Below are 21,892 nucleotides of genomic sequence, written 5' to 3' on the forward strand. Positions count from 1 at the left end.
CTGGAGCCAGCCACTCAAATAGGGGGTGGCAGCAATCAGATTTTGATTAGGAGGTCGACGTGAATACAACCACTCTTCGCATCGGAAGTCAGTACCTTGACGTGGGCGCTATCGCGGAGCAGCTCGGGGTGAGCGTCGCAACGATTTACCGGTGGCGTAGCGAGAAACGCGACATGCCTCGTGCATTCAAGGCCGGTGGCAAGGTTCGTTGGACGCAAGACAGCGTTGATGAATGGGTTCAGTCCCAGATGCTGAAAGAGGCCGTGTAGTGAGCGAGTGCGGGTACAGCGGATCAGTGAAGGAACACCGCCTCCACCACGGCCTCGACCGAACCCCAACTGCGAATAAGTCCACCATGGGTGCCCGAACGCTGTCTTACATCGAGGACGGCCAACTCCACGCCATCCCCGCGATCCTTGACCGCATCCACGCCGCCATCGACTCCCTCGCTACGGAGGCAGCAGGGAGGTCGGATGCCTAAACCCGACCTTCCCACCGCTGCCGTGCATCACGAAACGGCAACCGTTGAAGAGGCGACGATCGAGGGCCTCATCCGGTATGCCCATCGCGTTCTTCACGGGGCAGGTCACGTTCTCAGTCCGTCGAAAGTGAGCAAGACGGCTAGGAAAGCATTCCGCGAGGTCGGACCCACGATGGCTCGTTCCCTAATTGACAACTGGGCCCGGGAGCTCTCGCTTAGCGCGGAGTTCAACTCCGACGTCACTCTCAAACTCACTTACGGCGACCGCACTGGCGATACCGCGGCACGAAACGTCGACTACACCAGAGCAAAGAAAAAGGCCCCTGCTTCAACAGGGGCCAAGCCAAACGAAACCGCTAAGTAAACGAAAGGCAAGAACATGACTATCATCCCAGCCCCCATCGACGCTGGCAATGCCCCCGTTCGGGTCAAGACGAACAACCGTGACGAATCGCAGTTCGAGGGCATGCGTCACTACGACTGCGAAGCCGAGGCGTGCAGCTCGTACGGCAGCGGGCACGTGCTCGAGTGGGATGAGCCCATGCGGCACACGGCCTATGAAGCCAAAGGTGAGAACTGGGGCATCGCAGTCCAGTGGTGGCCCCGAGAAGAGAAGTGGACCGTTTCCGGCGAGTACCGAGACCCCGACTGTGGTCACCTGAACCGTCACGAATCGGGTCGATTCGTCAAGGCCCTGAACCTGGCCCACGACCTCGCAGACCTGCTGAACAGCATCCAGGCGGAGGACGCCTGAGCCTCATGCAGGACAATCCGATGGCCCATGACCAGCAGGTTGTGGGCCACCGGCCTGTCCCGAACCATTACCCGCCTCGTATCCGCCTGACGATGGGCGCGGAACGCTACCTCGAGCAGCTCGGCCAAGACCTCATCACCGGGGGAGTGGAACTCCACCAACTCCCGCCTGCGCTCCTGCAGTTCTTTGTCTTTGCCTTCGAGCAAGGGCGCGCTTCCGCACCAACGCAGCAGCAGGTAGACGAGGCGAACGCCGAAGCCGACCGGCTGTACGCCGAAGTGTGCAGACGCATCCCGCCAAAGAGCGGCTGGCAATCGTTCGTCGAGCTTTCACGCATCCGAGGCGAGACAGAACGCGCCGAGCGAGCAGACCAACGTGCGGCCTACATTGCCGCCTCTATCGAGGCCAGCAATACCTAGCACCACAGCAACGACTTACCCATGTCCAAACGGTGATCAGAACCGAAGGAACCCCATGACCCACCCCAAGCCTGCAGGACGCCCGCGCCAGGGCCTCACTGCGGCAGCGGCTGACCACATTGACTTCGCGGGTATGAGCGCCACCCCGGCACCCGCAAGCCTCACAGCGGTCGAGAAAACCGCCAGCACCCCCACCCGAACGATGATTCTCACCCCGATGGCAACGGTGACACCCGAGCGGCAGGCTTTCCTTTGGACCGGGCGCATCCCGATGGGAACCGCAACGATCTTCGCCGGCCGCGGGGGCGAAGGCAAATCCACGTTTTCGCTCTGGTTGGCCTCTCAAGTGACCCGGGGATCTCTCGAGGGCGAATTCGCTGCCCGGCCGTCGAGTGTGCTGCTCGTGGGCCATGAAGACGACCTAGCCACGGTCGTCGCCCCTCGTCTCATAGCGGCGGGTGCGGACATGAGCCAGGTGTTTTCGCTGACTATCAAGACAGTGGTGGAGGGCATGGAACTCAGCGAAGTTCCATCGATCGCGGAAGACCTTGTCCGTATTCGTCAGGCAGTGATCCAGTCCGGGGCGAAGCTCATCATCGTGGATCCGCTCACATCGATGATGGACGGGGCGAACCTCGACAAGACCTCCGAAGTGCGAAAGGCCCTCAACCCGTTTACCGCCCTAGCCGGCGAGCTGAACGTGGCGATTGTGGCGCTCATGCATTTTCGGAAAGGGACCGGCGATACCCGCGACTTGCTCAGCGGTTCGCACGCATTCAGAGACACCGCCCGCAGCGTCATTCTCTTTGTGACCGACGAAGACACCGGGCAGCGCGTCGCAAGCGTCGACAAGTCGAACTACAGCGAAAGCCGTGGCGACTCGTTCTCGTTCAACCTGGTATCCACAGACGTGCCCCTAGCTGGCGGCGACGTCGCCTCTGTGGCCCGAGTGGACTACTTGGGCGAGTCCACCATTAGCGTCTCTGACATCGTGAATAAAGCCGAAGACGTCGATCTAGGCGAGGAAATCGGCAGTGTTGTTCGCTACATCAACGATCGCTTAGAGGCCGTCACGCCTGCCGACATTGCGACGGCGCTGGGCCTCGACCCGAAGGCAGTTCGAACCTACGTATCGAGGGCAGCGAAGCGGGGTCTTATCGAGAAGACCGGCTACGGCACCTACCAGCGAAGTGCAACAGCTCCGTCAGTCCGTGCACTTGTTGCACCTGTTGCACCCGTTGCTCTTAACCCCCTAAGTGCAACAAGGGCAACAACTGCAACAGCGCAGCAGGAGACACCGGCTGTTGCTCTCTGCTCTGCCTGCCACCTACCGATGAGCGCAGCACTCGCCGGCCATCAGACTCATCCCGGTTGCGATGGGAGTAGCCGATGACCCGCAACGCATTCGGCATCCCCATCTCCGACTCGCTTTGTCCCGACTGCAACGCCGAGCTGCGCATGGTCGAAATCAGCCCGAATGTGACCGTCGCGCAGATCCTCCACGACGACACCTGCCCTGCCCTTGCGGCTGCGGAAGGCGGTTCGAAGTGAGTGACAACATCGATACGGACTGGGTAACTGGCAGCAAGGCTTGGGAGGGCTCGCTACCGTCTCGCGCAATCGACCAGGAGCGGACCCTGCGTCTTAGGCTCGCAATCCTCGACAACGACATCGACGTGTACCTCGCCACACTTGGCGCGATACTCCGAGACGGATCAGGTGCGAACAGGCTCTCCGCCATCGTCGCCACAATCAACACTCTCGTCGCAGACATGCAGGATCTGACGGTCGGTCTAGTAGGCGAAGACATCACCCGCGACACCCTCAAGGCTGCTCTGCTCGAGTCCCTCAGGGACGGCGCATGATCCGCCCACCGGAATACCTCGTCCTCTCAAACGGTGTCTTCGTCACCGCCAGAGTCGCCGCATACCTGCTCCGATACGCAGAACTCGAGCGCTACCGGATCAGCCACCGCGGCGAAGATCCTGAGGTGGACTCGACCCTTGTCGCGCTCACTGTTGCCGCGTTGGAGTGGCGCAGTTCTGCTACCGGAACCAAGGATGCGGCCAGGCCGGAACTCGACAGATCATCGGAGTGGCTGGGAACACGAGCAGCCGCAACACAGCTAGGCGTGACCGATTCCGCCATCCGAAAAGCCATACGCGAGCGCCGGTTGAAAGCGGAGAAGATCGGCTCCGTCTACCGAATCAACCGCGAACAACTCGCCCACTTCAAACAGAACCGATCTGCCAACAACTAGGAGCCACCATGTCACTCGACACCCTAAACACGCAGGTAGACGGCCTCCGCGACGAGGCCAAGAGCACCGCATCCGCGTACAGCCAGCAGGCCCGCAACATCGACCATGACCCGAACCTCAGCCCCGAGGGAAAGACCGCAGCGAAAGCGGAAGTGAACACCGCCGCACGGGACAGCCTGCGAACCCTCAGCCGCAAAGAAACCGAAGCAATCAACATGAAGGTGCGCGACCTCGAGAAGCAGCTCGACTCGAAGATGGGCAGCACGGCCACCGACATGATCGCGTTCCGGGACGCACAGGATCGAGCAGAGAAGTTCGACAACCCTGACGACGCAAAGCGTGTGCTTGAGCGTGCCATCCGAAGTGAAGACACCAGCCTTGCCCATGCCATCTTCCGCCGCGCCATCGATGCGAACTGGCGGGACGTTATCGCGACCTTCGGCAGTGAGTACCCCGACAAGAAAGACATCGTCGGAGAGCTGGCCTACCTCAAGGATGCACAGAAGAGCACCCTCGCTCGAGGCATGCACTACATGTGGATGAACCAGTGAGCGACGCACCCGAACCCACGTTCACCGCTGCAGACGTGGAACACCTCAACCAGCGCGCACTCACCGCCGAGCACACAGCCCTCCGCCTGACCATCGCAGCGAAGTACGGCATCAACGCCGAAGACAGCGCCTCACTACTCACCGCCGAAGACGAGACAGGCCTGAACGCCCAAGCCGAACGCCTGGCTGAATGGCGCGCGTCCACCCGAGTCACGGGGCCGTACGTCCCGAGCGAGGGCAAGACACCAGAGCGAACGCATAAGAGTCCAACTCAACAGTTCGCCAACCGTCTCTTCGGCCGCGACCCCGACCTCACCTACTGATGGGCGCGAACCGCAACACCGCACTCCGAGACAGGATGCGAGCCCGAGTTAAAGCCACACGAGCAGCATGTGCTCTCTGCGGTGAGCCAATCAACTACGACCTGCCGCACTCCGACCCCAAGTCATTCGTCATCGACCACATCGAGTCGCTGCACGAAGGAGGTGCAGATGCGTTGTCGAACATTCAGGCAGCGCATCGAAGACCCGCGACTGCAACCGTGCCAAAGGCGCAAGCATCATGCGATCAACCGTCCGACGAAGCGGGTCCATCAACTAGAACAACACGCAACCAGGGGGCGGTCTCCCTAAGCAACAGCCCACCGACCCTCCGGGGGCAGACCGTTTTCACACACAGAAACAACGGCACAGGCACGTAGCTAGAAGTCAGTGGCCACTCGCGTCAGATACCGGAGACGTATGTACCGCATCCACATCTTGAGGGAGCGGTGAGACTCGATGCGCATCAGAGCGCCGTCAAGAGCATGAAGGGTCTCGAGGTTTACCCGATCGCGAGACTCAAAGCTCGGATCACCGTTATCAAGGCGATCGATTGTGAGGGCCAATGCGGCTCTTTGTTCAGTCAGCTGACTAAAGGCCGACTGTAAGAGCCATGGATCTCGCGCTCCAAGGTCGGCAACCAAATGGATAGCCGCTATCTGTTGGCCACTGCCGACGCCCGTCTGTCCGTCATCGTGATAGCCATGTGCCCGCGAGGACACACGTAGGAAGGTGTCGATTGTGTCCGTCCTGCGTTTCAGAGCAAGACCACGTGTGCCTAGAACATAAGTCGCTAGGGAGCCGATGAGGCCACCACCCACCAAAGCAAGTACCAAGGCCCCAAGATCCATCCGGGAAGCATCCCACACCAACACAGCCAGGGGGAGTGCCCCTCTCGCGTCACTAGAAAACCCCTCCGGGTATTGGCGGCATCCGTCCCCGCGATCTGGATGAAGCGCCCCTTTGCCCGAAATACCAGTACTTACTTGAGAACGGAGCCGATATTTTGACAGGATCACGGGCGGCAAGGGCTCCTAAGGAGCTGCAATCTGGCGGAAAACGTCTCTGGAATCGTGTTCTAAGAGACTTTGAGCTGGCCGATCATGAGGAGTCAGTGCTGCAGCAGGCGTGCCGGACGATCGACATTCTCGACCGTCTGCAGGTGCTCATATCGGACGGTGAATTGCTGATGACGTCATCTCAGGGAGCTCGAATGCACCCTGCCGTGGTCGAGTTCCGGCAGCAGACGCTCACGCTCGCCAAGTGCATGGCGTCTTTGCGGATCCCTTTTGGGGATGAGGACGCTGTGCCTCAGAACCGTTCTGGTGTCCGTGGCGCGAGTCTCTCGGCTGAGCGGTGAGGCGTCGGCAGGCGGTCGATAAGTTCCGGTTGCCGGCCAAGCTCGCAAAGTTCGACCCTGCGGACTGGCCACAGCGCAATGACTCCTGGCGGATGGTCGCCTGGTCTGGTGCTCGTCAGGAGTGGAAGGACGCGAACGGTGTCGATTTCCTTCCCGGTGACGACGAAATAGTCATCCCGGACGAGCCCTGGGATCCAAGCATTATCTAGTCCGAATCATCCTTTTAGCCCCACTCCGGTGGGGCTTTTTTGCGCCCTAAAACAGGGCAGAAAGCGAGGCCGTCATGGCCGCAGATCGTGTCACGCGGGTATCTCTAACCGCCAACGTTTCTAACTACATCACCGGCATGAATCAGGCCGCAGCAGCTACGCGAGCTACCGGCACCGCTGCTGAACGGCTGGCGCAGCAGCGCGAATCGTTCGACAAGCTCGGTAAAGGCTTGCTCTCGATTGGCGCTGTCGCGGCGGCGTCGGTGGCTATCTCGGTCAAGAAGTTTGCCGACTTCGATCAGGCGATCTCCAACGTTCAGGCCGCTACACACGCGTCTGCGGCAACTATGGGCCAGCTCCGAGACGCAGCGATCGACGCGGGCGCTAAGACGGTCTACTCGGCCACGGAGGCAGCAAACGCGATCGAGGAACTGTCGAAGGCGGGCCTGACCTCGAAGGACATTCTTGGTGGTGGCCTAGCCGGCGCTTTGAACCTCGCCGCAGCGGGTGGCCTCGAAGTCGCGGACGCAGCTCAGCAGACAGCGATCACTCTCAAGCAGTTCAACCTCAACGGTAGCCAGGCCAGCCACGTAGCTGACCTCCTAGCGGCTGGTGCGGGCAAGGCCGTGGGCGACGTGTCCGACCTTTCCGCAGCGCTAGGTCAGGCGGGCTTGGTTGCCAATCAGACGGGCCTCAGCGTCGAGGAAACGACTGGTGTGCTCGCCGCATTCGCAGACAAGGGCCTCCTGGGATCCGATGCCGGTACGTCGCTCAAGACGATGCTGCAGTCGCTCACGCCGTCCTCCAAAGAAGCGGCGGATGAGTTCAAGAAGCTTGGGATCAGCGCTTACGACGCGCAGGGCGATTTTGTTGGTATCGCTGACTTCGCGGGCCAGTATCAGCAGGCCCTCAAGAAGCTGAGCCCTGAGCAGCAGGCAACGGCCTCCAAGATCATCTTCGGTTCGGACGCGGTTCGTGCGGCGAACGTGCTCTACACAGAGGGTGCTTCTGGCATCGAGAAATACATCAACCAGACCAACGACACGGGGTACGCGGCTGAGACGGCCGCGATTAAGCTCGACAACCTCAAGGGCGACCTAGAGCAGCTCGGCGGCTCTCTCGACACTGCTCTCATCAAGACGGGCTCTGGTGCCAACGGTGCTCTCCGCGACCTCACGCAGGGCGCTACCGGGCTGGTGAACGCGTTCGGACAGGCACCCGCTGGCGTGCAGCAGACGGCCCTTGCGCTCGGCACGGTCGTCGCAGCGTCGGCCCTCGTCGGTGGCGGTTTCCTGGCGATCGTCCCCAAGGTGGCGGCAGCTCGCGTGGCCCTCCAAACAATGAACGTCACGAGCACGCGCCTCGCTAAGGGAATTGGTATCGGCGGTGGCGTCGTCGCCGGACTGGCGGTTGCTACTGCAGCTATCAGCGGGCTCGGCACCACGGCGAACCTGACTAGCGATCAGGTGTCCAAACTGAATGCCGCTACCAAGTTGGGCGACGTGAGCAACCTCAATAGTCAGTTCACTGGCGGTGGCGGTTTCTTCGACCTGGTGACGAAGGACTCAAAGGGCATGGGCGACGCGCTCGAGTACCTGTCTGACTCGGCCAACAGTGCTAACCGCACGGTAGGCGATCTCCTTTCCGGTGTCGGCATTCAGGCAGGTGCTACAGGGCGACGGTTCAAAGCGCAGTTCGCGCAGATTGGAACCACTCTGGGGGAGTTGGCAAACTCGGATCTTCCGAGCGCAGCGGACGGGTTCAACAAGCTCGTGAAGGCGGCAGGCGGGGGCAACGACACCGCTGAAAAGCTACTCAAGACGATGCCTGATTACGCGTCGGCCCTGACTGACCTTGCCTCTGGTGCGGGGAAAACGCTTACCGCACAGCAGCTTTTGAACCTTGCTCAGGGCAAGGGTCGACTTGCGGCGCAGCTCGCGGTTACGGCCTCTAAGCAGCAAGCGGATGGGCTCGCTGAGCTCTCGGGCACGGCAACCAATGCAGAGGGAGACATTCAGGATCTCGCGGACGCGATCAGCAACTTTGGTAAAGCACAGTTCGACGTGAACTCGACTCAGCGTGACTTTCAGGCAGCGATTGACGATGCCACGGCCGCGCTCAAAGAGAACGGGCGAACCCTCGACGTCGGCACTGAAAAGGGCCGGGCGAACGCTGCAGCTCTCGACACGATCGGTTCGTCGGCCCTCGCCTCTGCTAGTGCGATCTACACCAGCACCGGCAGTCAGAAAGCGGCGGCAGCGGCAGTCAGTAGGGGCCGTTCGGCCCTAATCGCTCAGGCTCAGCAGTTCGGTCTCACTAAGCAGCAGGCGATTGCTTACGCCGATCGTCTCGGCCTGATTCCCAAGAACGTGAATACGGCTATCAAGGTCACGGGGATTGAAGCAGCAGCTCAGAAAACGGCCGAGCTTCGAGCCCAGTACAACGCTCTGCCTAAGTCAATTACCACTGTGCTCAACGTGCAGCGGAAAGAGTCGAACACCATAGCCCCGTACCTGCCCGAAACGGCGGCGGCGCTTGGGATCAAAAACAAAAAGGCGGTTGGTGGTCAGGTTCGCGGCCCTGGCAGCTCCACCTCCGACAGCATCCCCACGCTGCTCTCTAACGGTGAGTTCGTCGTCAAAGCGTCGTCGGTGCAGAAGTACGGCCTTGGCACGCTTGCGGCGCTGAACGCGGGATCTCTGCCTAGGTTCGCTAAGGGTGGCCCGGTCGCGGTGGGTGCGGCGAAGCGGAAGCTGGACGATGCGGAGGCCGCTCAGAAGCGCTCTCAGGCGGAGTATGACCGCATCAAGTCGGCAGCAGCAAAGGGCCGGCTAGAGACTGCTAAGGCACGAACGGCGGCGGCTGAAAAGGCTCTGAAAGCTGCCCAGGATGCCCCCACTGGTGCGTCGTCGTCTGACCGAATCTCGTTCCGCTCCGCCGTGCGAGCTGGTGAGTTCGACTCGGGCGAGGGCGTTCGTTCTCTATACTCAATGGGCCAGGATGCGTCCGCGTATTCCTCCAAAGCGCGCAAGGCCTTTATCGACCAGGCCAACCGCTCGGAAGTGCGAATGCTCAAGCTGGAGAAGGCCTCCGATAAAGCCGGGGCAGCAGTGGAGAAAGCTGCTGACAAGCTCGGGGATCTCAAAGACAAGTCATCGTCTCTGGCATCGTCTATCGCCTCGAACCTTTCCGGGCAGGGCGTCTCCGACTTTGGTTCGGCGTCATCGTTCGCTCGGGGCCAGTCCCGCACAGCGGCCACTTTAAAACAGCTTGCACCCGTCCTCGACAAGCTACGAAAGAAAGGCCTTAGCCCCGCTCTAATCGCCCAGATTGCAGGCCTCGCACCCGTCGAGGCATTGCGTATGGCTAAGTCGTTTGACGCGCTCTCGGGGGCCGGTATCAAGTCTGTGAACGCCGACTACAAGTCAGTTCAGTCGACGTCGGCCGCGATCGGCAAGCAGGTGGCAGATGCCAACTACGGTGCCCAGATTAAGGCCGCTCAGACGGCATTGGCGGACGCTCGGAAGAACGCCAAAACGATCACGACTGAGCTCAAAACCCAGGGGCTCTTGCTCCGGAAGGTCGTCGGTAAGGGTCTCGGGCTTAAGGGGTACGCAGCGGGCGGTTACACCGGGGTTGGCTCGGTCAATCAGGTGGCGGGCATCGTCCATGCTGGCGAGTTCGTCGCCAACGCACGGGCCACCGCGAACCCGCGTAACCGGATGGTGCTCGAAGCCATGAACCGGAACGGCACCCCCGGTTACTCCAGTGGCGGATACGTGCGACCGGTCTACATGAGAGGCGGTGGCAGCGGAGGCGGCATCGACGTGCCGACTTTGGTTGCAGCCCTCAAGCAGATTCCCCGTGACGTGACACAGAGGAACGAATTCAAGCCGATGCACAACCTAGACGGGGCAACTATGGCGACCATTCTCGGCCGCGAGCTGAACAGGGAATTTGCGGGGATGAACCGATGACGCTCAGTAAAGGTTTCGTCACCACGTCCGGCTCGACCGCGCTCGACGCCCGATTGGTCGAGCAGGCACTACTGGTAAAGAACGCCAACGATGTCCCACGGGTCGGGGTGCTCTACGGGGCAATAAACCCGCTCATGACCACAAACTCAATGACGCTGATTGTGACGGATCAGGTTGTTTTTGCAGTCAGTCGCGGGAACTCCGACGGGGCCGTGTTGGTCACCGTCTCCGGTGCCTACACAGTCACCATTGCGGGTGCCCCGGCGTCCAACTCCCGGATCGATGTCATCTACATCAAACAGAACGACACCGACCAGGGCGACGCCAACTCGAACCCGGTTATCGGGGTGGTGCAGGGCGACGCTTCTGCATCCCCCCGGCCTAACGCACTCCCGACCGGGGCGGTGCAGATTGCGACGCTCACCATACCGGCTAGGGCAATCTCCACCAGTTCGACAGGGGTGATCCTGACGCACACGATCGGGGGCACCGCCCTCCACGGTCAGCCGATCAGGTACCGAAATCTCACAGCCATGAACGCGGACGCGGCCAACGTGATCGACGGCACTCTCGGCTACGTGAAGGGCGGCGACCTGTACTGGATGCAGGCCGGCTCGTGGCAGCAGTTCACCGGCGACACCGGATGGGTTGGGTTCAGCCCCGCCTCCGGGTTCACGGCGACCTCGAACCTGGCGTACCGCCGCATAGGGCAGACGGTTTACCTCCGCGGCCAAATTCAGCCCAACAGCGGCAACATTGTGGCGAGCACCTTGGCAACCCTCCCAGGAGGCATCGCGCCGGCACAGAACACCGCCTACCAGGCCAACGGGTCGGGCACCGTAACTTCGAAGGTGCTTATCAACACCGATGGGACGATCGTCACTGGCACTCCGACGGCCGCGACGCCGTATCTGCGTCTCGACGGGATGATCTTCCCCACGCTCTAGGTCAACCAGCAGAGGGAAAGCGGCCCGAGACGTCTTGGGCCGCTAGGGGATCGGGGGGTTCGCCTCTACGCTTCACCTACAACAAGGGGGAAACACATGGATGCATTCGTCATCGGCCAGCTTCTCGGCTACCTGATCGGTTTGGTCATTGTCGCCGCCGTGCTCTACGTCGTCATCCGCACGGCTGTCCTGCACGCTCTCACCAGCCACTACAAGACCATCCGCCTTTACGAGAAGACTGGCGAATGGTCGCCGAAGTACCACGGGACGGGCGAACCAAGGCGCATCGAGTAGCGCCTAAGACTCTGCGCCAGGTTCAGGGGAGCTCCGGTCAATCAGGTCTCTGATCTCTCGTTCGTGCTGCAGCATCCACGCCACCGCCGAATTGAGTGAAGCAAAAGTCTTGAGCCACGGTCGTTTACCTCCCTCATCACGGCAGTACGCGTAGCAGTCCATCACGTAAACGCCATGCTCTGAACGAGCGAGCACCCACCCGAGAGGCGGGGCCGGCTTCTGTTGTACCACCCAGAACCCGAAGGAGCCGTGCGCATATGGGTGCGACTGAGGTGGTCGGCTAAGAATTCGACCGATCGCTTCACCGCTGCCACTGACACCCATGGGAGAAGCATCCAAGTAGCCACCGACACGACTCCGGGCCCGAAGGCGTGGAATAGGCTCTGGCTCTATGCCAAGTCGCTACATCGTCTACGTTGATGAAAGCGGAGATCATAGCCTCACGAGTATCGATGACGACTATCCGATCTTTGTTCTGGCGTTCTGTATTTTCAGAGTGACCGAATACGTGCAGGAGATTGTTCCTGCCGTCCAGGCAATCAAGTTCGACTTCTTCGATCACGACATGGTCATTCTCCACGAGAAGGAAATACGAAAGGCCGAGCCGCCTTTCGATATCCTGCTGCGGCCCGACGTTCGTAAAGAATTCCTGACCCGAATCGACTCCGTGTTCGACCTACCCTTCAAGGTTGTGGCCACGGCCATCCGAAAACATCCATTCAAGGCTCGTAACGGGGTCGACACAAATCCCTACGACGTTGCATTGGAGTTTGGTCTTGAGCGCGTCTTTCTCGAGCTTCAATCTCGGGGAGCTTCTCGGGAACAAACCGTCGTCGTCTTTGAGAGCCGCGGAAAGAAAGAAGACAGGGATCTGGAACTCGAATTCCGGCGCATCATGGACAACACCGGGATGAAGGGCATGCCAACTGCTTTTACTTTCCGTGTCGCTAGTAAGCAAACGAATAGTGCGGGATTGCAGATTGCCGACATGTTGGCCCGCCCCGTCGGACTCCACCTGCTGCGCCCTGAACAACGCAACCACGCTTGGGAACGCATAGAACCGCATCTACGCCGGTCTCCGACGGGCAATGTTCACGGATGGGGGCTAAAGGTTTACCCCTGAAAAAGCGAAAAGCCCCCTGGCACTCCAGGAAGCTGTGACGCCGACCGGGCTTTCCCAATCCACTTATTCACAGATTAACAGTACCCAGCGACATTTTCGAATATTCGCCTCACGGCGTAACCGATGAGTTTTGGAAGCCCGTCTCGCCAAGACTTACGTCCTTCCTCAAATCGAGATCTATTCCGGCCTGCCGAGGTACGCGAACACATCCCCCGGCCCGTCGATAGTCGGCCACAGCTAGTCGCTCGCTAGTCTTCTTCGAAGATCGCGTCAACGGCCTCATGCTCAGAGTCGAACAGGCCGAGATCAAGCGGCCGGTCGGCGAACCTGATATAGAACGCGCGCAGATGACTGGCATCCGGCGCAACGCATCCCACGAGGTCGGACAGATTTGGCTCAATGTCGTGCCGCCCCACGTAGACATTTACTTTGCCGCCTTCGATGCGTCGAATCCATCCGTGGGCGAACCGCTCATAAGTCGCTGCCATGAAGGAAGCCTAAGGGTCATGCGATCCGCCAGCGCCGGCACGCGTCGACTAGGTCGTGCGGATCCATGAAAATGTCCTCACGGCATCGGTCTCGGAAGTAATAGGGCCCTCCCCTCGGCAGCAAGAAGCTGCCCAAACGTCAGTTGGTCCGCCGCAGTCGTTCGCGACTCTGGGGCGTCATCCCAGTTCGGTACCGATCGATCTGCGGTCGCGTTATTTGCTCCACGTACGCCTCAATCACAGCCAGCGGGAAAAGCCACTTCGCGCCGATTTTCATGGCTCCGATTTGTTGACTCCTAGCCATACGCCGAAGCACCTCTGGAGAAATCTTGAGATATTCGGCCGTCGCTTCCAGAGAGTTGACCTCTTCTAGTGGCATCAGGATTCGTTCCTAAGCTCAGTAGGCAGCCAATCGAGGAAATTGACGTTCAGCGCGATGCCGAGCGTCATCAAGTCTGGGAGGTCAATTCCCCGCTCCCCTCGAAGTTGCCTGCCTAGCGTGGTCCGAGGAATGTCAGACATTCGGGATAGCTCCGACACGGACAAAAACTGTCGGACGCGCGAGCGATTTACGCGACGGGCCAGCTCAACTCGGAGAGTGTCTGATGTAGTCATGTTCTGAGTCTCAGGCTCGCGGAAGCACAGTCCGACCACGCTCTTCCAAGCGTGTGAGTTGATTGCCCGGAAGTGGGTGTTTGCTACCGAATCTGGACCGAATTCCGAGAGTCTTGACAGGTCGCGAGGCAGGTCGAACCACCTCACGCGAGTGACGTAGCGAATCGGACAAATTACAGTCGAGAACCAAGTAGGAAGTCCGAATCTATTCCGAAGAAACGGTGACAGGCGTTCATAAGACACTGCTAGAAGATACGACTCTGACCGGGCTTTAATGTCAAACCTTGACAAGCTTTGCTAGAGAATGCGTGCCACATTCTTTTAATCCGTTGGTCGTGGGTTCGAGCCCCACGGGGCCCACCTTTGCAGCGCAGCGTCGGCGAGACTCCACAAAGTGCCGATGTGGGGCGACTCAGATGGGTACTTTGTGGAGTCTCGCTGAAGCCGGGCCGACCACAGCTCAGGCAGCCCAGCGCAGACACCACGGCTCAGGCAGCCACCGCAGCCGAGTAGCGCACACCCCACGAGCCGGTCCAGGTCTCGCCCTCGTCGAGCCAGATCAGGCTCTCGCCGGAGGCCAGCGCGTTGGCCGGCGCCGTCATCGGCTCGGCGGCAACCGCGAGGCCCTTGACGCCGTCGCGGGGGAAGTTCCGCGGGGTGAAGACCTGCACGTAGGGGAACGACTCGTCTTGCCACATCGCAGTCGAGGAGCCGTCGGGCGCGGTGAGGGTCGTGACCCGGTGACCCGAGGGATCCTGCGCGATGTCGCGATAGCAGGTGTCGATGTCGAGGTCGCCGACCAGGGGCGAACCGGCGAGGTCGAACGGGGTGCCGGCGACGGGCGACGTGCCGACGGGAATGCTGCGCACGTTCGTCTCGAAGCGCGTCGCGGCGTCGAGGGTCACCCGGAGCGTGGCGGGGTCGTGAGAGCCGACCCGGAAGAACGGGTGGGATCCGACGGCGAACGGTGCACGACCGGGGCCGCGGTTCGTGACCGTGTGCGTGACGATCAGCCCGTCGACCACGAGCTCGTGCCGGACAGTGGTGTCGAGACGGAACGGGTAGCCGTGCTGGGGGAAAACCGAAGCAGCCTGGGTCAGCGCGTGCGGCTCGACCGACACGGGGCGATACGCGGTGTAGCGCAGGAGGCCGTGGCTCGCGTTGCCCTTGGCGACCTCGGTGATGTCGAGTTTCTGCTCGGCGCCGTCGAGGTGCCAGATGCCGCCATCGACCCGGTTCGGCCAGGGGACGAGCGTGATGCCACAGGCCGAAGGGGGGCTCTCGTGCTCGGCGAAGGTCTCGGCGACCGCGTTGCCGTCGACCTGGAGGCCCCGGAGTCCCGCTGCGAGCTCGGTGACGATCGCTGTGACGACGTGGCCGTCGCTCTCGAGACGGAGGGCATATTGATCGCCGGTGGGCGAGAAGGTGTCGGTCACAGGGAGTCTCTCTCAGAGGAAGTGCGGTCGGTCTCGTCGGCCTCGAGCACCGTGAGCCCCGCCTCGCGGAGCCCCCGGACGTCGTCAGCCGCGGCACCCGCCGTTATCAAGCCCTCGAACGACTCGAGAGGCCCGATCACGCCGAGATGCGCCTCACCTATCTTGCCCCCGTCGGCGACGATGAACGACCGCCGGGCTGTTCGGGCCATCAGCCGCTTGAGGTCGGTCTCGGGCAGATTGACGTTGGTGACGCCGTGCCGAACGTCGACGCCCGTGCAGCCGATGAAGGCCAGGTCGGCCGTGAGGCTCTCGAACACGGTCGTCGCCAGAGGATTGACGAGCGAGTGCTGCAGGGGCCGTAGCGTGCCGCCGGTCACGATCACGGTGAACCGCGGAACAGCACGCTCGAGAGCGAGGGCGATCGTGAGGCCGTTGGTGACGATGGTGACCCCGGCCAGGTCGGTGCGCTCGAGCAGCGCCTCGGCGATCTGCGTGGTCGTGGTGCCGACATCGAGCACGATGCACTGGCCACTGCCCACGAGCGAGGCCGCCTGCACGCCGATTGCCCGCTTCGCTGCCGCACCGACGGCCGCGACCTCTTCGAACGGCCGCTCGACGGGTGACTGCTCGACGCTCATCGCCCCACCGTGCACGCGGACCAGACGACCAGCCAGAGCAAGAGCATCGAAGTCGCTGCGGATCGTCACCTCGGAGGTGCCGAACTCGCGAGCCAGATCGGTCGTGCGGGCGAAACCGTGCGCCTCGACGACGGACACGATGCCCTCCCGGCGGCGCGGCGAGACAATGCCGGACGATTGCGAGGGACGAGGGGTGGAATCCACCCCTCAAGCTTCGTATACTTTCGTTTGCCTTCGCAAGAGAAAGCATCGAGCAATCTCGGGGGCACAGAGCAATCCCAAGGAGGGGCATGCCCATCGTCAAACGCCCGACCGTCCTGGCCGACGGTCGCGAGCTCATCTACTTCGACGACGCCGACACCACCCTGCCGTCCGAGCGGAAGCCCGACCGGCGCCCCCTCGACCCGCGCCCCGAGACGGCGACCATGCGGCAAGACGTGCTGACCGGCGAGTGGGTGTCGATCGCGGCCTCGCGCCAGAACCGCGCGTTCCTGCCCCCGGCCGAGCTCGACCCGCTCGCACCCGCGACCGAGACGAACCCCTCCGAGATCCCCGACATCTACGACGTCGCGGTCTTCGAGAACCGGTCGCCCTCCTTCGGGCCGCTCCTCCCCGACGACGCCGACAATGCGCCACTGAGCCTCGACGACCTCTCCGAGATCGGCATCGGGCGCACCCGCACCTCGATCGGCCGCTGCGAGGTCGTCTGCTTCAGCCCCGAGACCTACGGCTCGTTCGCGAGCCTCAGCGAGTCGCGTGCCCGCACCGTCGTCGAGGCCTGGGCCGACCGCACCGAGGCACTGAGCGCCCTGCCCGGCATCCAGCAGGTCTTCCCGTTCGAGAACCGCGGCGAGGCGATCGGCGTCACGCTGCATCACCCGCACGGCCAGATCTACGCCTACCCCTACGTCACTCCCCGCACGACCCGGCTGCTGCAGAGCATCGAGTCGTACGGCCCGAACCTGTTCGAAGACATCCTCGACACCGAGCGGAGCGGCCCCCGCGTCGTGCTCGCCGGTGAGCACTTCACCGCGTTCGTGCCCTTCGCGGCCCGGTGGCCCGTCGAGGTCCACCTGCTGCCCCACCGCCACGTGCCCGACTTCGCGGGTCTGACGAGCGCCGAACGCGACGAACTCGCCCTGATGTACCGTCGGATCCTTCGCGGAGTCGACGCTCTCTACGACGACCCGACGCCCTACATCGCCGCCTGGCACCAGGCGCCGGTGAACGTCGGGCGCGACACCGTGCGGCTGATGCTGCAGATCACCTCGCCGCGGCGGGCTGAGAGCAAGCTCAAATTCCTGGCAGGATCCGAGGCGGCGATGGGAGCCTGGATCGGCGACCTCGTTCCCGAGAAGAGCGCCGAACTGATCCGAGAGGCCATCGACCGAGCATGAGCACCACCGATTCACCGACATTCGACGGCATCTTCGGCACCGAGGTCGTGGGCCGCTGGCAGGCTCCCGGCCGCGTCAACCTGATTGGCGAGCACACTGACTACAACGACGGCTTCGTGCTACCGCTCGCGATCGACCGGGCGACGACCATCACGGTCGGGCGCCGCGACGACCGCCTGCTGCGTGCATCGTCGTCGTTCGAGCCCGGCGTCGTGCACGAGGCCTCACTCGACGCACTCGATCCCGCCACCCTCGACGGCTGGTCGGCCTATGTCTTCGGCATCGCCTGGGCGCTGGCCAAGAAGCTGCCCGAGGTGACGACCTCCGACGACGTCGCCATCGACCTCTCCGAGGCGTTCGGCCTCGACATCTTCGTCGACTCCGATGTGCCCGTGGGCGCCGGCCTCTCGTCGTCCGCCGCGATCGAGTGCTCCGTCGCCGTCGCGATGGCCGACCTCTGGAACCTCGACGTGACACGACCGTTCCTGGCCTCGGTCGGGCAGTACTCCGAGAACCACGCCGTGGGCGCACCCACCGGGATCATGGATCAGTCCGCCTCGCTTCTCGGTCGCGCCGACTCGGCCGTGTTCCTCGATTGCCGCAGTCTCGACGCCGAGGTCATCGACCTCGGCTTCGCTCCGGCCTCGCTCGAGCTGCTCGTGATCGACACCCGCGTCGAGCACGCGCATGCGACCGGCGGCTACGTCGAGCGCCGCGCCTCGTGCGAGAAGGGGGCGGCAGCGCTCGGCGTTACCTCCCTCCGCGACCTCGACGTCTCCGACCTCGAACGCGCCGAGTCGCTCCTCGACGACGAGACGTACCGCCGCGTGCGCCACGTCATCACCGAGAACCAGCGCGTGCTCGACACCGTCCGCACCCTGCGCGAATCCGGCCCGGGCGCGATCGGCGCGCTGCTCGACGCCTCGCACGTGTCGATGCGCGACGACTTCGAGATCTCGGTGCCCGAGCTCGACCTCGCTGTCTCGACCGCGCAGTCGACCGGCGCTGTCGGCGCGCGGATGACGGGCGGGGGTTTCGGCGGCGCCGCGATCGCGCTGGTGCCGTCGGACTCGCGAGAGACGGTGACCGCGGCCGTGCTCGAGGCATTCGCCGCCGCCGGGTACCGCGAGCCGACGATCTTCGCCGTGCATGCGGCCGACGGGGCGCACCGCCTCGAGGGGTGACCCGCTCTCGTGGCCCGGCCGCCCGGCGCCGAGAGTAGCCAAATGGGCCCCTGACAGTGCGTCAGGGGCCCATTTACGTACTCTCGGCGCGGCGGAGGGTCGGCCAGTCGCACCGAAAGCGCGAAAAAGGCCCGGCGCCGACCGCGCCACGGCCGTTTCTGCGCACTCGACGTCGGCAGACCAGCGAGGCGCCCGCTACTTTCGCTCGGCCGCCTCGACCACGTTGGCCAGCAGCATGGCCCGCGTCATCGGCCCGACGCCGCCCGGCACCGGCGACAGGTAGCCCGCCACCGCCGCGACCTCGGGGTCGACGTCGCCGCGCAGCCGGTACTTGCCCGTCTCGGCGTCGAGCACCCGCGTGATGCCGACGTCGATCACGGCGGCGCCCGGCTTCACCCAGTCGGGTTTCACGAGCCCCGCCACTCCCGCGGCGGCCACCACGATGTCGGCGCGGCGCACCTCGGCGGCGACGTCGGCTGTGCGCGAGTGCGTCAGCGTCGCGGTCGCCTCGAGGCGCGTCAGCAGCAGGCCGAGCGGACGACCGACGGTCAGCCCCTGGCCGATGATGGTGACGTGCTGCCCGGCGATCGGGATGTCGTAGGCGCGCAGCATGGCGACGATGCCCCGCGGCGTGCACGGGAGCGGCGTATCGATGGATCCTTTACCGCCCGGCACGGCCAGCACGAGCTCACCCAGGTTGACCGGGTGCAGGCCGTCGGCGTCTTTGAGGGGATCCATCAGCTCGAGCATCGCCGTCGGGTCGATGCCCTCGGGCAGCGGCAGCTGGATGATGAACGCCGTGACGAGCGGGTTTTGATTCATGAACCGGATCGCGTCGCGGATGTCGCTCTCGGAGGCGGTCTCGGGCAGGTCGAGCCGAATCGACTCGATCCCCACCTCGGCGCAGTCGCGGTGCTTGCCCGCGACATACGACAAGGATCCGGGGTTGGCGCCGACGAGAATGGTGCCGAGCCCCGGGTGGATGCCCGTGGCCTTCAGCGCCGCGACCCGCACCCGCAGGTCTTCTTTCACGGTCGCAGCCAATGCCGTGCCGTCGATCTTCACAGCCTGCTGAAGGCTCTCGGCCGCCGCCTGGGGGGCAGTCGTCATGCGTAGAGCGGGAACGCGTCGGTGAGAACCTTCACGCGGGCTGCGAGGGCCGCTACATCGGGGTTCGGCATCAGCGTGAGCGCGATGATGTCGGCCACCTCGGCGAACTCCTCGTCGCCGAAGCCACGCGTCGCGAGAGCCGGGGTGCCGATGCGCACGCCGGACGTCGTCATGGGCGGACGGGGATCCCACGGCACCGAGTTGCGGTTGACGGTGATGCCGACCTCGTGGAGGAGGTTCTCGGCCTGCTTGCCGTCGACCTCGCTGGCGCGGAGGTCGACCAGCACGAGGTGCACGTCTGTTCCGCCGGTGAGCACGTCGACTCCGGCCGCCTTCGCGTCGGCCTGCATGAGACGCTCGGCGAGGAGCTTGGCACCGCGGATGGTGCGCTCCTGGCGGTCTTTGAACTCGGGCTCGGCGGCGAGCTTGAACGCGGTGGCCTTGGCGGCGATCACGTGCATCAGCGGCCCGCCCTGCTGGCCGGGGAAGACAGCCGAGTTGAGCTTCTTGAAGAGCGACTCCTCGTTCGAGAGGATCACACCCGAGCGGGGCCCGGCGAGCGTCTTGTGCACGGTCGACGAGACGACGTGGGCGTGAGGCAGCGGCGACGGGTGCAGACCGGCGGCGACGAGGCCGGCGAAGTGCGCCATGTCGACCCAGAGGTACGCGCCGACCTCGTCTGCGATGGCGCGGAACGCGGCGAAGTCGAGCTGGCGCGGGTACGCCGACCAGCCGGCGATGATGACCTTCGGCTTGTGCTCGAGCGCCTGCTGGCGAACGATCTCCATGTCGATCAGGTAGGTCTTCGGGTCGACCTCGTAGGCGACGGCGTTGTAGAGCTTGCCCGAGAAGTTGAGCTTCATGCCGTGCGTGAGGTGGCCACCGTGCGAGAGCTCGAGGCCGAGGATCGTGTCGCCGGGAGTGGCGATCGCGGCGAGCACGGCGGCATTGGCCTGCGCACCCGAGTGTGGCTGGACATTGGCGAAGTCGGCGCCGAACAGCGACTTGGCGCGCTCGATGGCGAGGTTCTCCGCAATGTCGACGAACTCGCAGCCGCCGTAGTAGCGACGCCCCGGGTAGCCCTCGGCGTACTTGTTGGTGAGCACCGAACCCTGCGACTCGAGCACGGCGCGCGGAACGAAGTTCTCGCTGGCGATCATCTCGAGGTAGTCGCGCTGACGGCCGAGCTCCTGCTCGAGGACCGCCGCGATCTCGGGGTCGACCTCGGAGAGCGGGGAGTTGAAGGTGGAGGGCTGGCGATTGACTGTGTTCTGGGGGGAAACGGTGGTCATAGAAGACTCCAATGCACACGGATAGAAAGCAGGATCCGACAGGGCCGGTTTCGGCTCAGTCGGGGGCCAGCGGCAGCCCAGGCGTACGGCCACCAACCGTGTCAGTCGCTCCCCGGTGGTAGACCACCCGAACGCCAGTCGCGACGCGTCGAGCATACCAACTCCCACCGACAGCACTCAATGAGTCGTGCCACCCTGGAGGGGTGAGCATGACCCTCGACGAGACCGACACTCGGCAGCGAGTCGCCCCCGATGTCCCCTGGGTGACGCTGGTCTGGGATGACCCCGTCAACCTGATGTCGTACGTCTCGTACGTCTTCCGCAGCTACTTCGGTTTCGACCGAAAGGAGGCCGAGCGCCTCATGATGCAGGTGCACACCAAGGGCAGGGCCGTCGTCGCGACGGGTGCCCGCGAGCAGATGGAGATGCACGTCGACGCCCTCCATGGCTACGGACTCTGGGCCACCGTGTCGAAGGCCGACGAGTGAGCCTGCTGCCGTTCCACCGCAGACGAGATGGCGTGCACGTGGGGCTCGGGGAGGAGGAGAAGTCGCTGATCGCCGAACTCTCCGGGCAACTGGTGGCCCTGCTCGAAGGGCGAGACGAGTCGGATCCTGCGGTGTCTCGCCTTCTTCCGCCCGGGTACGCCGACGACGACGAGGCGAATGCCGAGTTCCGGCGGCTGACGGTCGACGATTTGACGGCGGGCAAGATCCGCAACGCCGAGATGGTCCGCGAGAGCCTCGCGTCGGCCGACCACAAGGCGCCGCTGACGCCCGAGGCCGAACAGGCGTGGCTGCGGAGTCTCACCGACCTGCGGCTGACGCTCGCAAGCCGGCTCGGCCTGACCGATGAGGGCTTCGCGGCGGGGGCCTCCGACGACCGGGCGATGCTCGAGAACGTCTACGAATGGCTCGGGTTCGTGCAGGAGTCGCTGGTGCGTGCGGTCGACCGGTAGCTTGTGCGGCCCCTGACGCCGCAGCGGATCGGCGGGGCCGCGAGTCGGCGGGTGTTATTGAGAGTCGGSGGGKGNNGGG

General features: G+C 63.4%; 26 protein-coding genes and 1 riboswitch. Of the genes, 20 read left to right on the forward strand and 6 right to left on the reverse strand.

The features are described from left to right. The first annotated feature begins 59 nt into the window (after nucleotides 1-59). The 16 genes from VH571_RS10290 to VH571_RS10365 all read left to right on the forward strand — a co-directional run bounded on the left by VH571_RS10290 (nucleotide 60) and on the right by VH571_RS10365 (nucleotide 12,695). On the forward strand, nucleotides 60-269 hold the full coding sequence (locus VH571_RS10290; RefSeq protein ID WP_423264469.1) for a helix-turn-helix transcriptional regulator: 210 nt from the start codon (nucleotides 60-62) through the stop codon (nucleotides 267-269). Nucleotides 270-355: 86 nt separating this feature from the next. After that, complete coding sequence (locus tag VH571_RS10295; RefSeq protein ID WP_423264470.1) at nucleotides 356-481, forward strand: hypothetical protein; 126 nt, start codon at nucleotides 356-358, stop codon at nucleotides 479-481. Next, nucleotides 474-845: a hypothetical protein gene (locus tag VH571_RS10300; RefSeq protein ID WP_423264471.1), complete on the forward strand. Its 372-nt coding sequence runs from the start codon at nucleotides 474-476 to the stop codon at nucleotides 843-845. Before VH571_RS10295 ends, VH571_RS10300 begins: the two co-directional genes overlap by 8 nt. A 15-nt stretch (nucleotides 846-860) precedes the next feature. Then, on the forward strand, nucleotides 861-1,235 hold the full coding sequence (locus VH571_RS10305; RefSeq protein ID WP_423264472.1) for a hypothetical protein: 375 nt from the start codon (nucleotides 861-863) through the stop codon (nucleotides 1,233-1,235). A 20-nt stretch (nucleotides 1,236-1,255) separates the two neighbouring features. After that, complete coding sequence (locus VH571_RS10310; RefSeq protein WP_423264473.1) at nucleotides 1,256-1,654, forward strand: hypothetical protein; 399 nt, start codon at nucleotides 1,256-1,258, stop codon at nucleotides 1,652-1,654. A 55-nt stretch (nucleotides 1,655-1,709) separates the two neighbouring features. Beyond that, the gene (locus VH571_RS10315) at nucleotides 1,710-3,047 is read left to right on the forward strand and encodes an AAA family ATPase (protein ID WP_423264474.1); all 1,338 of its coding nucleotides are present in this window, start codon (nucleotides 1,710-1,712) and stop codon (nucleotides 3,045-3,047) included. Continuing rightward, nucleotides 3,044-3,205, forward strand: a complete 162-nt coding sequence (locus VH571_RS10320) for a hypothetical protein (RefSeq protein WP_423264475.1) — start codon at nucleotides 3,044-3,046, stop codon at nucleotides 3,203-3,205. Before VH571_RS10315 ends, VH571_RS10320 begins: the two co-directional genes overlap by 4 nt. Continuing rightward, on the forward strand, nucleotides 3,202-3,519 hold the full coding sequence (locus VH571_RS10325) for a hypothetical protein (protein ID WP_423264476.1): 318 nt from the start codon (nucleotides 3,202-3,204) through the stop codon (nucleotides 3,517-3,519). Before VH571_RS10320 ends, VH571_RS10325 begins: the two co-directional genes overlap by 4 nt. Next, complete coding sequence (locus VH571_RS10330; protein WP_423264477.1) at nucleotides 3,516-3,914, forward strand: helix-turn-helix domain-containing protein; 399 nt, start codon at nucleotides 3,516-3,518, stop codon at nucleotides 3,912-3,914. Before VH571_RS10325 ends, VH571_RS10330 begins: the two co-directional genes overlap by 4 nt. An 8-nt stretch (nucleotides 3,915-3,922) precedes the next feature. Continuing rightward, a complete protein-coding gene (locus VH571_RS10335) occupies nucleotides 3,923-4,465 on the forward strand; it encodes a hypothetical protein (protein ID WP_423264478.1) in 543 nt (180 codons plus the stop codon). Next, a complete protein-coding gene (locus VH571_RS10340) occupies nucleotides 4,462-4,788 on the forward strand; it encodes a hypothetical protein (protein WP_423264479.1) in 327 nt (108 codons plus the stop codon). The genes VH571_RS10335 and VH571_RS10340 overlap by 4 nt, the downstream gene beginning before the upstream one ends. 35 nt (nucleotides 4,789-4,823) lie before the next feature. After that, complete coding sequence (locus tag VH571_RS10345; protein ID WP_423264496.1) at nucleotides 4,824-5,165, forward strand: HNH endonuclease signature motif containing protein; 342 nt, start codon at nucleotides 4,824-4,826, stop codon at nucleotides 5,163-5,165. A 1,263-nt stretch (nucleotides 5,166-6,428) separates the two neighbouring features. Continuing rightward, a complete protein-coding gene (locus VH571_RS10350) occupies nucleotides 6,429-10,331 on the forward strand; it encodes a phage tail tape measure protein (protein WP_423264480.1) in 3,903 nt (1,300 codons plus the stop codon). Further along, nucleotides 10,328-11,278 carry a hypothetical protein gene (locus VH571_RS10355; protein ID WP_423264481.1) on the forward strand — a complete coding sequence of 317 codons (951 nt, stop codon included), beginning with the start codon at nucleotides 10,328-10,330 and terminating at the stop codon, nucleotides 11,276-11,278. The genes VH571_RS10350 and VH571_RS10355 overlap by 4 nt, the downstream gene beginning before the upstream one ends. A gap of 96 nt (nucleotides 11,279-11,374) precedes the next feature. Next, the gene (locus VH571_RS10360; protein ID WP_423264482.1) at nucleotides 11,375-11,572 is read left to right on the forward strand and encodes a hypothetical protein; all 198 of its coding nucleotides are present in this window, start codon (nucleotides 11,375-11,377) and stop codon (nucleotides 11,570-11,572) included. A 391-nt stretch (nucleotides 11,573-11,963) separates the two neighbouring features. Continuing rightward, nucleotides 11,964-12,695: a DUF3800 domain-containing protein gene (locus tag VH571_RS10365; protein WP_423264483.1), complete on the forward strand. Its 732-nt coding sequence runs from the start codon at nucleotides 11,964-11,966 to the stop codon at nucleotides 12,693-12,695. Between the two features lie 248 nt (nucleotides 12,696-12,943). On the opposite strand, the gene VH571_RS10370 is transcribed toward VH571_RS10365, so the two are convergent. The 4 genes from VH571_RS10370 to VH571_RS10385 all read right to left on the reverse strand — a co-directional run bounded on the left by VH571_RS10370 (nucleotide 12,944) and on the right by VH571_RS10385 (nucleotide 16,076). Continuing rightward, a complete protein-coding gene (locus VH571_RS10370; RefSeq protein ID WP_423264484.1) occupies nucleotides 12,944-13,183 on the reverse strand; it encodes a hypothetical protein in 240 nt (79 codons plus the stop codon). A gap of 139 nt (nucleotides 13,184-13,322) precedes the next feature. After that, a complete protein-coding gene (locus VH571_RS10375) occupies nucleotides 13,323-13,562 on the reverse strand; it encodes a helix-turn-helix domain-containing protein (protein ID WP_423264485.1) in 240 nt (79 codons plus the stop codon). Between the two features lie 724 nt (nucleotides 13,563-14,286). Then, nucleotides 14,287-15,234, reverse strand: a complete 948-nt coding sequence (locus VH571_RS10380; RefSeq protein WP_423264486.1) for an aldose 1-epimerase family protein — start codon at nucleotides 15,232-15,234, stop codon at nucleotides 14,287-14,289. Continuing rightward, entirely contained in the window at nucleotides 15,231-16,076 is an 846-nt protein-coding gene (locus VH571_RS10385; protein ID WP_423264487.1) for a DeoR/GlpR family DNA-binding transcription regulator, read from the reverse strand. The genes VH571_RS10380 and VH571_RS10385 overlap by 4 nt, the downstream gene beginning before the upstream one ends. An 86-nt stretch (nucleotides 16,077-16,162) precedes the next feature. On the opposite strand from VH571_RS10385, the gene galT reads away from it, so the two are divergent. Continuing rightward, the gene (gene galT, locus VH571_RS10390; protein ID WP_423264488.1) at nucleotides 16,163-17,269 is read left to right on the forward strand and encodes a galactose-1-phosphate uridylyltransferase; all 1,107 of its coding nucleotides are present in this window, start codon (nucleotides 16,163-16,165) and stop codon (nucleotides 17,267-17,269) included. Next, nucleotides 17,266-18,453: a galactokinase gene (gene galK, locus VH571_RS10395; RefSeq protein ID WP_423264489.1), complete on the forward strand. Its 1,188-nt coding sequence runs from the start codon at nucleotides 17,266-17,268 to the stop codon at nucleotides 18,451-18,453. Before galT ends, galK begins: the two co-directional genes overlap by 4 nt. A 195-nt stretch (nucleotides 18,454-18,648) precedes the next feature. On the opposite strand, the gene VH571_RS10400 is transcribed toward galK, so the two are convergent. Next, a complete protein-coding gene (locus VH571_RS10400; RefSeq protein ID WP_423264490.1) occupies nucleotides 18,649-19,563 on the reverse strand; it encodes a bifunctional methylenetetrahydrofolate dehydrogenase/methenyltetrahydrofolate cyclohydrolase in 915 nt (304 codons plus the stop codon). Further along, a complete protein-coding gene (gene glyA / locus VH571_RS10405; RefSeq protein ID WP_423264491.1) occupies nucleotides 19,560-20,855 on the reverse strand; it encodes a serine hydroxymethyltransferase in 1,296 nt (431 codons plus the stop codon). Before glyA ends, VH571_RS10400 begins: the two co-directional genes overlap by 4 nt. A 68-nt stretch (nucleotides 20,856-20,923) precedes the next feature. Beyond that, a riboswitch (ZMP/ZTP riboswitch) is annotated at nucleotides 20,924-21,007 on the reverse strand. 57 nt (nucleotides 21,008-21,064) lie between these two features. Here glyA and clpS point away from each other — a divergent pair. Next, nucleotides 21,065-21,343, forward strand: coding sequence for an ATP-dependent Clp protease adapter ClpS (gene clpS, locus VH571_RS10410; RefSeq protein ID WP_055965199.1), 279 nt, complete (start codon nucleotides 21,065-21,067; stop codon nucleotides 21,341-21,343). After that, on the forward strand, nucleotides 21,340-21,813 hold the full coding sequence (locus VH571_RS10415; RefSeq protein ID WP_423264492.1) for a DUF2017 domain-containing protein: 474 nt from the start codon (nucleotides 21,340-21,342) through the stop codon (nucleotides 21,811-21,813). The genes clpS and VH571_RS10415 overlap by 4 nt, the downstream gene beginning before the upstream one ends. Nucleotides 21,814-21,892: the final 79 nt, after the last annotated feature.

Source organism: Frondihabitans sp. 4ASC-45 (genome assembly GCF_049472575.1).
Classification (GTDB): Bacteria; Actinomycetota; Actinomycetes; order Actinomycetales; family Microbacteriaceae; genus Frondihabitans.

What these genes read in the sequence shown, in the direction of transcription:
- VH571_RS10295 (WP_423264470.1), top strand. Translation starts at nt 356, where the DNA reads ATGGGTGCCCGAACGCTGTCTTACATCGAGGACGGCCAACTCCACGCC.
- VH571_RS10300 (WP_423264471.1), top strand. Translation starts at nt 474, where the DNA reads ATGCCTAAACCCGACCTTCCCACCGCTGCCGTGCATCACGAAACGGCA.
- VH571_RS10305 (WP_423264472.1), top strand. Translation starts at nt 861, where the DNA reads ATGACTATCATCCCAGCCCCCATCGACGCTGGCAATGCCCCCGTTCGG.
- VH571_RS10310 (WP_423264473.1), top strand. Translation starts at nt 1,256, where the DNA reads ATGGCCCATGACCAGCAGGTTGTGGGCCACCGGCCTGTCCCGAACCAT.
- VH571_RS10315 (WP_423264474.1), top strand. Translation starts at nt 1,710, where the DNA reads ATGACCCACCCCAAGCCTGCAGGACGCCCGCGCCAGGGCCTCACTGCG.
- VH571_RS10320 (WP_423264475.1), top strand. Translation starts at nt 3,044, where the DNA reads ATGACCCGCAACGCATTCGGCATCCCCATCTCCGACTCGCTTTGTCCC.
- VH571_RS10330 (WP_423264477.1), top strand. Translation starts at nt 3,516, where the DNA reads ATGATCCGCCCACCGGAATACCTCGTCCTCTCAAACGGTGTCTTCGTC.
- VH571_RS10335 (WP_423264478.1), top strand. Translation starts at nt 3,923, where the DNA reads ATGTCACTCGACACCCTAAACACGCAGGTAGACGGCCTCCGCGACGAG.
- VH571_RS10345 (WP_423264496.1), top strand. Translation starts at nt 4,824, where the DNA reads ATGCGAGCCCGAGTTAAAGCCACACGAGCAGCATGTGCTCTCTGCGGT.
- VH571_RS10350 (WP_423264480.1), top strand. Translation starts at nt 6,429, where the DNA reads ATGGCCGCAGATCGTGTCACGCGGGTATCTCTAACCGCCAACGTTTCT.
- VH571_RS10355 (WP_423264481.1), top strand. Translation starts at nt 10,328, where the DNA reads ATGACGCTCAGTAAAGGTTTCGTCACCACGTCCGGCTCGACCGCGCTC.
- VH571_RS10360 (WP_423264482.1), top strand. Translation starts at nt 11,375, where the DNA reads ATGGATGCATTCGTCATCGGCCAGCTTCTCGGCTACCTGATCGGTTTG.
- VH571_RS10365 (WP_423264483.1), top strand. Translation starts at nt 11,964, where the DNA reads ATGCCAAGTCGCTACATCGTCTACGTTGATGAAAGCGGAGATCATAGC.
- VH571_RS10370 (WP_423264484.1), bottom strand. Translation starts at nt 13,183, where the DNA reads ATGGCAGCGACTTATGAGCGGTTCGCCCACGGATGGATTCGACGCATC.
- VH571_RS10375 (WP_423264485.1), bottom strand. Translation starts at nt 13,562, where the DNA reads ATGCCACTAGAAGAGGTCAACTCTCTGGAAGCGACGGCCGAATATCTC.
- galT (WP_423264488.1), top strand. Translation starts at nt 16,163, where the DNA reads ATGCCCATCGTCAAACGCCCGACCGTCCTGGCCGACGGTCGCGAGCTC.
- galK (WP_423264489.1), top strand. Translation starts at nt 17,266, where the DNA reads ATGAGCACCACCGATTCACCGACATTCGACGGCATCTTCGGCACCGAG.
- VH571_RS10400 (WP_423264490.1), bottom strand. Translation starts at nt 19,563, where the DNA reads ATGACGACTGCCCCCCAGGCGGCGGCCGAGAGCCTTCAGCAGGCTGTG.
- glyA (WP_423264491.1), bottom strand. Translation starts at nt 20,855, where the DNA reads ATGACCACCGTTTCCCCCCAGAACACAGTCAATCGCCAGCCCTCCACC.
- clpS (WP_055965199.1), top strand. Translation starts at nt 21,065, where the DNA reads ATGACCCTCGACGAGACCGACACTCGGCAGCGAGTCGCCCCCGATGTC.